The 12,840-nt window shown below is 52.5% G+C and carries 12 protein-coding genes; 4 read left to right on the forward strand and 8 right to left on the reverse strand.

Going from position 1 to position 12,840, the window contains the following annotated elements; translation table 11 throughout:
* Window positions 1–98 precede the first annotated feature (98 nt).
* Together rhlE and dinG are read left to right on the forward strand one after the other, a co-directional pair.
* Window positions 99–1,478 (forward strand): ATP-dependent RNA helicase RhlE, encoded by a 1,380-nt coding sequence (rhlE, locus tag M987_RS12385; RefSeq protein WP_014069442.1) that lies wholly within the window; start codon window positions 99–101, stop codon window positions 1,476–1,478.
* 97 nt (window positions 1,479–1,575) lie between these two features.
* Complete coding sequence (gene dinG / locus M987_RS12390) at window positions 1,576–3,753, forward strand: ATP-dependent DNA helicase DinG (RefSeq protein WP_014069443.1); 2,178 nt, start codon at window positions 1,576–1,578, stop codon at window positions 3,751–3,753.
* On the opposite strand, the gene M987_RS12395 is transcribed toward dinG, so the two are convergent.
* From M987_RS12395 to M987_RS12415, 5 genes are all read right to left on the reverse strand, one after another.
* Window positions 3,740–4,243 carry a fimbrial protein gene (locus M987_RS12395; protein WP_014069444.1) on the reverse strand — a complete coding sequence of 168 codons (504 nt, stop codon included), beginning with the start codon at window positions 4,241–4,243 and terminating at the stop codon, window positions 3,740–3,742. The two genes, dinG and M987_RS12395, sit on opposite strands and share 14 nt — an antisense overlap.
* Before the next feature lie 5 nt (window positions 4,244–4,248).
* A complete protein-coding gene (locus M987_RS12400; RefSeq protein ID WP_014069445.1) occupies window positions 4,249–5,238 on the reverse strand; it encodes a fimbrial protein in 990 nt (329 codons plus the stop codon).
* A gap of 20 nt (window positions 5,239–5,258) precedes the next feature.
* Window positions 5,259–7,802 carry a fimbria/pilus outer membrane usher protein gene (locus M987_RS12405; RefSeq protein WP_074392833.1) on the reverse strand — a complete coding sequence of 848 codons (2,544 nt, stop codon included), beginning with the start codon at window positions 7,800–7,802 and terminating at the stop codon, window positions 5,259–5,261.
* Window positions 7,803–7,831: 29 nt separating this feature from the next.
* A complete protein-coding gene (locus M987_RS12410) occupies window positions 7,832–8,506 on the reverse strand; it encodes a fimbrial biogenesis chaperone (RefSeq protein WP_014069446.1) in 675 nt (224 codons plus the stop codon).
* A 68-nt stretch (window positions 8,507–8,574) separates the two neighbouring features.
* The gene (locus M987_RS12415) at window positions 8,575–9,111 is read right to left on the reverse strand and encodes a fimbrial protein (protein ID WP_014069447.1); all 537 of its coding nucleotides are present in this window, start codon (window positions 9,109–9,111) and stop codon (window positions 8,575–8,577) included.
* A 255-nt stretch (window positions 9,112–9,366) separates the two neighbouring features.
* Here M987_RS12415 and ybiB point away from each other — a divergent pair, with 255 nt between their 5' ends.
* Window positions 9,367–10,329: a DNA-binding protein YbiB gene (ybiB, locus tag M987_RS12420; protein WP_014069448.1), complete on the forward strand. Its 963-nt coding sequence runs from the start codon at window positions 9,367–9,369 to the stop codon at window positions 10,327–10,329.
* Between the two features lie 116 nt (window positions 10,330–10,445).
* Here the strand turns inward: ybiB and ybiJ are convergent, their stop codons facing one another.
* The 3 genes from ybiJ to mcbA all read right to left on the reverse strand — a co-directional run bounded on the left by ybiJ (window position 10,446) and on the right by mcbA (window position 11,647).
* On the reverse strand, window positions 10,446–10,706 hold the full coding sequence (ybiJ, locus tag M987_RS12425) for a DUF1471 family protein YbiJ (RefSeq protein WP_014069449.1): 261 nt from the start codon (window positions 10,704–10,706) through the stop codon (window positions 10,446–10,448).
* A 285-nt stretch (window positions 10,707–10,991) separates the two neighbouring features.
* On the reverse strand, window positions 10,992–11,258 hold the full coding sequence (locus M987_RS12430) for a DksA/TraR family C4-type zinc finger protein (RefSeq protein ID WP_014069450.1): 267 nt from the start codon (window positions 11,256–11,258) through the stop codon (window positions 10,992–10,994).
* 125 nt (window positions 11,259–11,383) lie between these two features.
* On the reverse strand, window positions 11,384–11,647 hold the full coding sequence (mcbA, locus tag M987_RS12435) for a DUF1471 family periplasmic protein McbA (RefSeq protein WP_014069451.1): 264 nt from the start codon (window positions 11,645–11,647) through the stop codon (window positions 11,384–11,386).
* 241 nt (window positions 11,648–11,888) lie between these two features.
* Between mcbA and rlmF the strand changes: the two genes are divergently transcribed.
* Entirely contained in the window at window positions 11,889–12,800 is a 912-nt protein-coding gene (rlmF, locus tag M987_RS12440; RefSeq protein ID WP_014069452.1) for a 23S rRNA (adenine(1618)-N(6))-methyltransferase RlmF, read from the forward strand.
* Window positions 12,801–12,840 lie beyond the last annotated feature (40 nt).

Here is a 12,840-nt window from a genome sequence, read left to right on the forward strand (position 1 = left end):
ACTCGAGCGCTTCGCGACATTGTGGTTTTTGTCCTCTCATATTCGTTATATCTCCCTGAAAACTACACCTGTGATGGTCGGGGCGGTTCGGAGTTTTTATGTCTTTTGATTCCCTTGGCCTGAACCCGGAAATTCTGCGCGCGATTGCAGAGCAGGGCTACGTTGAGCCTACCCCAATTCAGACGCAGGCGATCCCTGCCGTACTGCAAGGCCGCGACCTGATGGCCAGCGCCCAGACCGGTACCGGCAAAACCGCAGGCTTTACCCTGCCGCTCCTTGAGCTGCTGGTAAAAAACCAGCCGCACGCAAAAGGTCGTCGCCCGGTACGCGCCCTGATCCTCACGCCAACCCGTGAGCTGGCCGCACAGATTGGTGAGAACGTGCGTGAGTACAGCCGCTATCTCAACATCCGCTCGCTGGTGGTCTTTGGCGGGGTCAGCATCAACCCGCAGATGATGAAACTGCGCGGCGGCGTAGACGTGCTGGTGGCAACGCCGGGCCGTCTGCTGGATCTGGAACACCAGAACGCGGTGAAGCTCGATAGCATCGAAATCCTCGTGCTGGATGAAGCTGACCGGATGCTGGACATGGGCTTCATTCATGATATTCGTCGCGTGCTGGCTAAGCTGCCGCCGCGTCGCCAGAACCTGCTATTCTCTGCGACCTTCTCCGACGAGATTAAAGCCCTTGCCGAGAAGCTGCTGCATAACCCACTGGAAGTGGAAGTGGCGCGCCGTAACACGGCGTCCGAGCAGGTGACCCAGCATGTGCATTTCGTTGATAAAAAACGTAAGCGGGAACTGCTCTCCCAGATGATTGGCCAGGGCAACTGGCAGCAGGTGCTGGTCTTCACCCGTACCAAACACGGTGCCAACCACCTGGCGGAACAGCTGAATAAAGACGGCATTCGCAGCGCCGCGATCCACGGTAATAAGAGCCAGGGTGCGCGTACCCGTGCGCTGGCAGATTTTAAATCTGGCGATATTCGTGTGCTGGTGGCAACTGACATTGCCGCGCGCGGTCTGGACATTGAAGAGCTGCCGCACGTGGTGAACTACGAGCTGCCAAACGTGCCGGAAGATTACGTTCACCGTATCGGCCGTACCGGTCGTGCGGCGGCAACCGGTGAAGCGCTGTCTCTGGTCTGCGTTGATGAGCACAAATTGTTGCGCGACATCGAACGTCTGCTGAAAAAAGAGATCCCACGCATCGAAACCCCGGGCTACGAAGTGGATCCGTCCATTAAAGCCGAGCCGATTCAGAACGGTCGCCAGGGCGGTGGTCGTGGTCAGGGTGGCGGCGGTCGTGGTCAGCAGCCGCGTCGCTCTGAAGGTGGAGCACCGAAATCAGGTAAACCTCCACGCCGTAACAACGATGCGAAACCGGCGGGTGAAAACCCGTGGCGCAGCGGCGAAGGGAAACCGGCAGGAGAAGGGCAACGTCGCCGTCGCCCGCGCAAACCGGCTAACCCGCAGTAATCTGGAAGCCCGGCCGTAAAGCCGGGCTTTTCTTTTTGCGACAACGAAAAGAAAGTGCCACAATAGTGGCTGTTTATACAGTATTTCAGGTTTTCCGATGGCTTTAACCGCTGCGCTAAAAGCGCAAATTGGCGCCTGGTATAAGGCGTTACAACAGCAGATCCCCGACTTTATCCCCCGAGCGCCGCAGCGGCAGATGATTGCTGACGTGGCAAAAACGCTCGCCGGGGACGACGGGCGACATCTGGCGATTGAAGCCCCCACGGGGGTCGGGAAAACCCTGTCGTATCTGATCCCCGGCATTGCCATCGCCCGTGAAGAACAAAAAACGCTGGTGGTCAGTACCGCCAACGTGGCGTTGCAGGATCAGATCTACAGCAAAGATTTACCGCTGCTGCGCAAAATTATCCCGGACCTGCGCTTTACGGCAGCATTTGGGCGTGGGCGTTATGTCTGCCCGCGTAACCTGGCGGCGCTCGCCAGCAGTGAACCCACGCAGCAGGATCTGCTCGCATTTCTGGATGACGAGCTGACGCCAAACAACAAAGCCGAGCAGGATCAGTGCGCGAAGCTAAAAGTTTCTCTGGATAGCTATAAGTGGGATGGCCTGCGCGATCACACCGATCAGGCCATTGGCGATGATCTGTGGCGCCGGCTCAGTACCGATAAAGCCAGCTGCCTGAACCGTAACTGCCACTACTACCGCGAATGTCCGTTTTTTGTCGCACGCCGTGAAATTCAGGAGGCAGAAGTGGTGGTGGCTAATCACGCGCTGGTGATGGCCGCACTTGAAAGCGAAGCGGTATTGCCAGAGCCGAAAAACCTGCTATTGGTGCTGGATGAAGGCCACCACCTGCCTGACGTGGCGCGCGATGCGCTGGAAATGAGCGCTGAAATTACCGCACCGTGGTTTCGCTTGCAGCTGGATCTGTTCTGCAAACTGGTGGCGACCTGCATGGAGCAGTTCCGCCCGAAAACCACGCCACCGCTGGCAGTGCCTGAGCGTCTGAGCGAGCACTGCGAAGAGGTTTATAGCCTTATAGCCTCACTCAATAACATCCTCAATCTCTGGCTTCCGGCAACGCAGGAGGCTGAACACCGCTTTGCGATGGGCGAACTCCCGGATGAAGTGATGGAGATTTGTCAGCAGCTGGCGAAGCACCTTGAAAAATTACGCGGGCTGGCGGAGATGTTTTTAAACGATCTCAGTGAGAAAACCGGCACGCATGATGTGGTGCGGTTACATCGTGTTCTGCTCCAGATGAACCGTGCGCTGGGGATGTTTGAAGCGCAAAGCAAGTTGTGGCGGCTGGCCTCGATGGTGCAGGCCTCAGGCGCACCGGTCACCAAATGGGCTACCCGTGAAGTGAAAGACGGCCAGGTACATTTGTTTTTCCACTGTGTGGGTATCCGCGTGGCCGATCAGCTGGAAAAGCTTATCTGGCGCAGTGTGCCGCATGTGGTGGTGACGTCTGCCACTCTGCGTTCCCTGAACAGTTTTTCGCGCTTGCAGGAGATGAGCGGCCTGAAAGAGAAAGCGGGCGATCGCTTCGTGGCACTGGACTCGCCGTTTAACCACTGCGAGCAGGGAAAACTGGTGATCCCACGCATGAAGTACGAACCGCTTATCGACAACGAAGAGCAGCATATTGCCGAAATGGCCGCCTATTTCCGTGAGCAGGTAGAAAGCAAAAAATACCCCGGGATGCTGGTGCTGTTTGCCAGTGGGCGAGCGATGCAGCGCTTTCTGGAACATGTTACCGATCTGCGTTTACTGCTGCTGGTTCAGGGCGATCAGCCGCGCTATCGGCTGGTGGAACTGCACCGTAAACGCATCGACAACGGTGAGCGCAGCGTGCTGGTTGGATTGCAGTCCTTTGCAGAAGGGCTGGATTTGAAGGGCGATTATTTGACGCAGGTGCATATCCATAAAATCGCCTTCCCGCCTATTGATAGCCCGGTGGTGATCACCGAAGGTGAATGGCTAAAAAGCCTTAATCGTTATCCATTTGAAGTGCAAAGCTTGCCTGCGGCGTCGTTTAATTTGATTCAGCAGGTGGGGCGTCTAATCCGTAGCCACGGTTGCTGGGGCGAGGTGGTGATTTATGATAAGCGCTTATTAACGAAGAATTACGGCCAACGCTTGCTGAACGCGCTGCCGATATTCCCCATCGACCAGCCTGATGTCCCCGAAGTAAAAAAACGCCCGGTTAAACAAACTACCGGGCGCAGGAAAAGCCTCCGTGCTAAGGGGCGCGGTCCTACTGGTAAGTGAATGTCACCTGCACGAGGCTGCTGAACGTACCCGCGCTCACCGGCATGGAGGTGGCGTAGTAGCGTGCAGCCAACGGGAAAGTGGCTGTGTGAGCGGATGGGTTAATCAGGGCACTAAAACTGGCTTGAGGCGCGATAAGTATCTTGTCCTGGCGATCGGCTAACTCCAGCGCAAGCCCTTTGGCGCTGCCGACATTGGCAAATTTTGTTGGATGTACGCTGTCTGCCTGGCCGTAGAAAAAGGCTGTTGCCAGGGTCAGGGTTTTTGGGCAATGCGAGACACTGAGTGAAAAGTCTTTCCATTCACCCGTATCCCCCACATCCTTGAAATTGCTGGACGCAGCCTGACCGAGATCGACAGTGAGGTTTTTGCTGGCGCTGTCGATAACGCACGTGTTCGCATAGATATTACCGACCATCTGAACCTGGATATCATCCGCATTGGCCTGTGCCATCACGCCCATTGCAACGAAAAGTATGATTTTTTTCATAATGATTACTTATAAGCCAGAGTGATAGTAGCAACGGTGTTGGCAGGCCCGGGGGTGACCTCGTCGCTTGTCTGCTGATAGCGAACCTGGAATGGGATATCCAGCGTTTGGTTTGCCACGGCCTCGCTTTTGGTCGTGAGGTATTGATCGAAGGTGGCGATATTGTCGTCGAATAGCATTCTCACGCCGACACCTGTCGCCATCCCGGTTTGCTGAGTTAATTTGATCACGCCCTCAAACCCCGATTCATACCCGTTAGCGCTGACGATCTTTACTTCGGGTTGTACAGTGGTATTGCAATTGACGGTGACGTTAAAACTCTGAGCGGGTGAAGAAAGTGTGCCCACACCAATAAAATCGCTGAGCGGGAAATCGCCTAGTTCAACGGTGAGGTTTTTAGGTGAAACGGAGCAAGTCACTGTCTGGACATTAACGTTTCCTGAGTAGGAAATGGTATTAGGGTTACCAATTCCCTCATGTTCATAAACACCAATACCAAACTTTGTTTGTGCCTGCGAGAGCGCTCCAGACTTGACGGTATCGCTCGTCTTAACCAACTCTAGCGTTACGTTAAAATCAAATGACTGACTCACATCCTGAGAAATATACCCCAGTGGCGTGCTGCTTGAGTTGCAGTAAACGCCGCCTGCACCGGTTATACGCTGGCCTTTATCGTTCATCAACGCAACGCCAACGCCCTCGACACCTGTTTCATATACGCCAGAAAGCCCTGGGATCTCCCCACCCGTACCGTAATAACAAGAGACAATGGGCAGTCCATAATTGTTTGTACCGTAGCAGTTACCTGCAATATGCACGGTTTGTTCAGTCCCTGGAATGGTCGCGCCTACTGGCAGCGTGGTAGAGATCGATATGGTGGCGACGTTGATCAGCTTTGGCAGATCGGGTGTGTCGCACGATGCTTTGGCATGAGGCATAAACAACGCCGCGGTACCCAGAACCAGTAAGAAAAAACAATGTTTAATTATCTGCATATTGAAGCCTTCACGGTAAATCAATGACACTGCGCGGCAGCGTTAATGATGCTGTTTTTATCTTTCTCATCCGTCAGTGCATATTCAGCGACGCAGTGTTCACTGGCGCTTTCACCCCATGACACCGAGAGTGTTCCGCGCTGAGGCATACCGGAGAGGTAAGTCTGGCCGCCGCTGCCAACAATGAACTCGCTGTCCTTGTCTTGTGTGGTCACCGTTGCGCCAAAGGGCAGCGGTTTACCGTTTTGCGTGAGGAGCATTAAGACTCTGCTGCCCACACGGGTGTTAAAGCTGGCGCGAACCACCGCGCCGCGGGTTGGGGTTACCACCCGTGCGGCGTGGGTAACGTCGGCGTCGTCTGGCAATGTTTCGGTATCCAGTGCAATGGTGTTGTGGCGGTAGGCCGTTACAAATGGCACTGCGGTATAGCCGCGGAAGTCTGTTTCAACGCCCGTCTGATTGGTGATATGCGTACCGTGTGTACCCGGCGCTTTCACCAGCGCAATGGTTTCACCGAGAGGCTGGCTCAGAGTGATGCCATTGGCATGGGCAATGACGCCACCTTGCATACCCACGTTCACCGTCTGCTGGTATTTATCCTGGCTCACACCGCCACTCAGTTCGCCATACGTCCCTTTGTAGTCAGCGTTCATGCTGGTGGAGCTGCCGCTGCCTGTGTCGCTAAGCCCTTCCTGGATGTTCCAGTTCAGGTTATCTTCGGCCAGCGCCGTGCCGTTAAGGCCAATGTTCTGCGTTGTGCCGTCTTTGCTATTGTTCAGGTTGTAAGTCGCCCAGGTGTTATGCATCCAGTGGTCGAGCGGAACAGATACGCTCAGGGAAAACTGGTTGTCGTTGGTGACGGAATCCCCGTTTTCATCGCTGTCATTAGTATTTTTGTTCATGCTGTAGCTCAGGCTGTAACTCACGCCGTGCCAGCTGTTGTTGTAGCTGACGCTCATTGAGGTCATGTCCTGGCTCTGGCTCCAGTAAGTCTCTTTGACCAGGCTCAACGTCATGGAGCCCCAGCCTTCTGGCAACGTTTGGTCGATTGTGGCTTCTTCTCGATTGCGGCGCTGCTGAGGTGCCGACCAGTCATCAGCACGGGTATAAGACTCCATGGTGTCTTCCAGCGTGTAGAACCCTTTGCTGTTGTAGCGATAGCCCGCTACGGAAAAGTTTGTTCCCGAGCCCGCAAAATCTTTGCTGTAGCGGACGCGCATAGACTGACCTTTGCTGGACTGCTGTTTTTTCAGCAATGCCTTTGCGCGGGTGACGTCGAGTGAGAACGCACCCAAATCACCCATGTTTTTACCAATACCCACTGCCTGAGACTGATAATGGCTGCTCTGCTGCACGCCACCGTAAGCGGTGAATCCGTAAGGTAAACCGTAAATTGCGCTGCCCTGGGCAAACGGTGTTTTCTCGACGTTGTCGTCATATGAGCGGTAGCGGCCTGCGGTGACGCTGTAGCGAAGGTTTTTTTCACGCTGCAATACCGGGACTGACGCGTAGGGCACCACAAAATGGCTTTCGCTCCCGTCGGTCTCTTTTACCGTAACCTGTAAATCGCCGCTGCTGCCGGTAGGGTAGAGGTCGTTAATTTCAAACGCGCCAGGTGCGACGGTGTTCTGGTATATGACGTAGCCGTTCTGGCGAACCATCACCAGCGCGTTACTGTGTGCAGTACCGCGAATAATCGGCGCATAGCCTTTTTCGCTATCCGGCAGCATGTCGCTGTCGGAGTTAATTTGCACCCCGGTATAGGGCACGCTGTCGAACACATCGGCAGGCGAAGAGCTCTGCCCGACGGTGAGATCGCTTTTCATCGACACGATATCGCGCTGGGCGTAGGTATAGACGGAGGAGAATTTTTGCTGCTTATCGTGGCCCGTGGTACTGCGGTTCCAGGTAGAGTAGTTGCGAATGCGCCAGGCTCCGATGTTAAAACCGGGGCGCAGGTTGATATACTGGTTACTGTTATCCTGCTCGCCTTGTATACGCGAATGGCTCTGGCTGGCGTTTGCGCTGTAGTTGAGCAGGCCTGCGGTGATCCCTTCGTCGAACTCTTTTGGGTCAATGTAGCCGCGTGGCACCTGGCCCAACGCCGTTTGTGGAATGCTCAGCATCAACTGTTGATTGCGCACATGGAACGATGCCGATGCTGAAGGGATCGCGTGTAAATCTGCACATTCTCCCTTTACCATTAACTCTGGGTATTTTTTTGTTTTTATGCCGAGGCTTTTTAAATCTTCGAGGCTAAAACACGGCTGAAGCGAACTGCTTCCCTGTTTTTCCTGCTGTAATTTGAACGTCACTTCACGGGTATCGATTTTATTATTATCAATGTAGATCGCGACCTGATATTTACCGGGGGCCTGTCCTGGCCCCTTGTCGTATAGGGATAAATCGGTTTTGCTCTGCAGAGGGTTATCAATATCCAGCAGCGCCGGGTTAAAATAATCATCAGCCCGCGCGTGTTGTGCAAAACACACCACTACCAGACCACATAGCAGAGTCAGCAGTGTGAAAAATTTGCAGGGAAACGGCTTTTTATGGCTGTACATGATTATTTTAATGTTTTTTTATCGTGAGATTAATGAACAGACTTTGTCCAGGTTTTACTGATGCTGCCGTAGTCGGTAATAATGGAGTACGTAACAATATTGCCACCGGTATGTGCGGGTAGAGCAATATGCGTCCCGGTTTCAGGGACAGCCCAGGTAGCCTTAGTGATTTTGTGGCCGTTAATCGCTACATTCTGGAAATTCATGTAGAAAGGTGTCGGGTTATTGACGACCAGGTCGTTTCCTTCACGGTGCCATTCCAGTTTATCCGCAACCTCTTCGGGTTTACCCTTAACGGAAGAAGGGCGGTAAATTAATTTGATGCGTGTATTAATGGCGAGCTGTAGCGTGTTCACCCCCTCGACGTGTTTCGATGAAGGAATCGCTTTAATATTCATCCAGTACAGTGATTCACGATCTTCGGGTAAATTCCCACCGGTGCGAACGACGCGCAGCACGTTATCCTCTTTCGCATTAAGGCGAAACAGAGGAGGGGTGATCAAAAATGGGGCAGCGGTATTATTTTTATTGCCAGAATCAACCCATGACTGTACCAGATAATCCGTTGAATCTGGGTTTGAAAGGCCAAGAGAGGATTCCTTTTTATCTCCCTGGTAGATCAGGCGGGTGCCATTAATAATGACACCCGCATGTGCTGTTGCTGCTACCAATAAAAGAGTGCTTAGCAAATAGCCGTGGCGCATGAATATTTCTCAACATAAATAAAAGATATTAGCTCTGTAAAAAAGCTAATATCTTCCGATTGATAATATCAGTTATAAATAACGGTGAAAGTTGATACGGAATTAGCAGGGCCTGCCGTAACGGCAGCCTGAGTCTGAATATAACGCGCTGCAAATTCCAGATCGTTGACCGTACTTCCTGCATTCAGCGGATACTGGCGGGAAGGGGTATATAAGCTGACGGGTTGTTCTGACGAATCAAGCAACTGAATAGCGACACCGGTTGCTGCATCAGCATCTGCTGTTAATGCCAGCGTGGTGCTGTTATTCGCGTCTGGTGTACCGCCGAAATTAATTGCGGCAGTGGTCACTGTCTCCGGGCAATCTTTTAACTGAATGTCAAACTTCGTTGGTGTACTGGTAGAGCCTGCACCAGTAAATACCGTTTTAGAGACTTTGCCTAACTGCACGTTTAATGGATCGCTTAATCCATTAACCACCTGACAAGCAGAATCAATAATTTCACCGGTGAAGTTAATCTGCCCTTCACCGTTTGTTGCCGCAAATGCGGATGCAGAACATCCCACCGTTGCAGCGATGCAAAAACCTAAAGCAACCTTGTTCATAATCAATCCTGGTGTGTTTCGGGTAAATACGTTATCTGGACGTTTTTACCGTTCCCCTCTTAACGTTTCGGCGACTATTTAATCAAAAAAGGTATGCTTAAGAATCTTCTATAGAAATCACAAATAATTGAAATAAACCTTGTGTTTCATTATCTGCCATAAAATCAGGATCTTGATTGCGTTGATAAAAAACTATCGGCCAGCGCATCTTCAGGGCTATATTGTTAACAAGATGATGTTGTCAGGAGAAATGTCGTGGATTATCGCAAAATTATCAAAGAGGTAGGGCGTGGAAAAAATCATGCCCGCGACCTGGATCAGGAAACAGCTCACGCGCTGTATACACATATGTTGAATGGCGATGTACCGGAGCTTGAAATGGGCGGCATCCTGATAGCGCTGCGTATTAAAGGTGAAGGTGAGGCCGAAATGCGTGGCTTTTATGAAGCGATGCAGGCGCAAACGCTCCGCTTGACGCCGCCCGTGGCAAAGCCTATGCCGATTGTCATCCCAAGTTATAACGGTGCGCGTAAACAGGCGAACCTGACACCGCTTCTGGCCATTCTGTTACACAAGCTGGGATTCCCGGTGGTGGTTCATGGTGTAAGCGAAGATCCAACCCGCGTTCTGACTGAAACCATTTTCGAGATGCTGGGCATTGAACCGACCCTGCACGCAGGCCAGGCACAGGCGAAACTGGACGGGCATCAGCCGGTGTATATCCCGGTTCGGGCGTTGTGTCCGCCACTGGAAAAGCAGTTGGATATGCGCTGGCGTATGGGCGTGCGTAACAGCGCGCACACGCTGGCGAAACTGGCGACGCCATTTGCGGAAGATGCCGCGCTGCGCCTTTCCAGCGTGTCGCATCCCGAATATGTCACGCGTGTCGCTAACTTCTTTGAGGATATCGGTGGACGGGCGCTGTTGATGCACGGGACCGAAGGCGAGGTTTACGCCAATCCGCAGCGTTGTCCGCAGCTTATGCTGATTGATTCAGCAGGTATGCGTGCCGTTCTGGAGCGTGGTGAAGAGAATTCAGATGTCGTGTTACCGTCAGCGAAAGATCCGCATACGACCGCACACTGGATTGAACAATGCCTTGCCGGGAATGTCCCCGTCCCGCACTCCATCAAGTTGCAACTGGCCTGTTGCCTGTTCGCAACGGGTGAAGCTGAAACGGTGGAAGCCGGGCTTGAGCGCGTTGAGCAGTCATTTTAGACAAAAAAAAGCCCGTCCAGTGGCGGACGGGCAAGCAAGGGTAACAACAACAGGGTCAATGAGGGTGGAGCAACTCGCCAGAGGGTATAGCGAGTGTGGAGCATAATTCCGTTCGGTTATTTGTAGATAACCGCAGTACCGCTAAGTTTGTTGTTGGTGTTTGCGGAAGTAATGGTATAACCGCTTGCACCCGCCGCTTCAGCTTTCGCAGCCAGTTTGGCTTCCAGACCGTCCAGAGTGGTTGCACCTTCAGCACTGACCACACCGATTTTATTCATATTCTGTGCCTCGGCAGAGGAGACGGCTTCTGCGGCGAACGCGCCAAAGGACAGAGCAGACAGGGCAACAGCAGCAACAGCATATTTGATGGTTTTCATAGTTAATCTCTCGCAGGTTATTCTGTTAAGGGGACGATGTTCCGTCGATGTGATAAGTATCACGTTTTTTTGCGGAGGATAAAATCGAAGAGAATTGACGGCGTTGCTCAAAAAAATTGAATGACAAATAAGTTATTGAATATTAATAAATTCAAAAGCGGGATTTACACTTCTTGTCGCTGCGCTTTACAGAGCCAGAATGAAGGGCACATTTTGCTACGCGTGGCGGAAAATTTCGTGAGCGTAAAGGAAACCGCTTGCGCGGTTATCTTACGTAAATGAAAGTCAACGTAACTGGCTGTCTTTCGATCCTCTGCGATTATATCCCGCATAAGATGAACTTTTCGAATCTTTATCCTGTTGACAGGTAATGCATAACCGTACGCCGGGAATGGCTTTACGCCGTGCCTCAGGAATCGGAGCGCCGCACTCTGCGCACTCTTCTAAACTTTCACCCTGCGGTATCTCACCGCGAGCGCGCGCGACAGCATCTTCAATTGTACTGTTGATCTGTTCGTTGACCGCGTCATCATTTGCCCAACCGGAAGCCATTGCCTACTCCTGTACAGGGGATGTACCTCATAAGATTACTATGGGGTTAAAAAACGTACAGTCAAGGTGGGGGGGAAAGAGAACCGCATCTGCCGGGCAGATGCAGCTCTTTATCGGGAGGGAGCTTATTTGTAGATAGTGGCTGTACCGTACATACGGTTTTCACCGCCAGCAGAATTAACCACAATGCCTTTAGCACCTTCTTCACGCGCTTTTTCGGCGAGTTTCGCTTGCAGGTCGTCAAGATTGGCTGCACCTGTTACGGAAACGGTGCCTGAAGGGCGCAACTGCCCGGTATCGCCATGTGATAGCGTTTCAACAGACCAGGCGGAGAAAGATGCTCCAGCCAGTGCGCCTGCGATGACGATGAGTGTCAGGTATTTCTTCATAATCACATCCTCTGAATGACAACGGGTGATCCTCAGTAAGTTTAGAAGCTTGCAGAGTGTGATTTAGAGCAAATATTTGATGATGATCTGCTTATTTTTTGAACGATATAAATTGACAAATCACTGACAGATCATAGACATACAGGCCACTGATTTTTTTCGTAATTTTGCCTCATGCACAGAGATATTTACCCTGGAGTCGGCAAAGGGTATCTTACGCCGCTGTTTAAAGGAGAATGCCATGACTTCCCAAAAGCCGGGGTTGCACCCGCGTAACCGTCACCGCAGCCGTTATGATATGCAGGCGCTGTGCCTGAGCTGCCCACCGCTGCAGGACTTTATTGTGCAAACGCCTGCGGGTGAACCGTCGGTTAACTTTGCCGATCCGCAGGCTGTCAAAATGCTCAATAAAGCGTTGCTTGCCCACTATTACGGCGTTGCGCACTGGGATATTCCCGAAGGCTTTCTCTGCCCACCCGTGCCTGGGCGTGCGGATTATATCCATCATCTTGCCGACTTGCTGGCTGAAGATAACGCAGGCGTTATCCCGAAACAGGCCACGATCCTGGATATCGGCACTGGCGCGAACCTGATTTATCCGCTGATTGGCGCGCATGAATATGGCTGGCGTTTTACCGGAACGGAAATTGACGCCAGTGCCTTCGCCAGTGCGCAGGCGATTATCAATGCCAATGCTGGACTCAGCCGTGCCATTCGACTGCGTCGGCAGAAAGATGCCGCAGATATTTTTAACGGCATTATTCATAAGAATGAGCAGTACGATGCCACCCTGTGCAACCCGCCATTCCATGACTCTGCGGCTTCTGCGCGTGCTGGCAGCGAGCGTAAACGCCGTAATCTGGGGCAGGCTGAAGATGGCGCACTGAATTTTGGTGGCCAGCAGCAGGAGCTGTGGTGTGAGGGTGGCGAAGTAGCCTTCATTCCCAAAATGATCGCCCAAAGCAAAGCATTTGGCCGTCAGGTGAAATGGTTTACAACCCTTGTTTCTCGCGGGGACAACCTGCCGCCGCTGTATCGTGCGTTAACGGAAGCGGGTGCGGTTAAAGTGGTGAAAAAAGAGATGGCGCAAGGCCAGAAGCAGAGCCGCTTTATCGCGTGGTCGTTTATGGACGATAACAAACGCAGCAAATAATCCTCTTGTGTAGGCCGGGTAAGGCGAGGCCGCCACCCGG

This window comes from Enterobacter soli ATCC BAA-2102 (genome assembly GCF_001654845.1).
Lineage (GTDB): Bacteria > Pseudomonadota > Gammaproteobacteria > Enterobacterales > Enterobacteriaceae > Enterobacter > Enterobacter soli.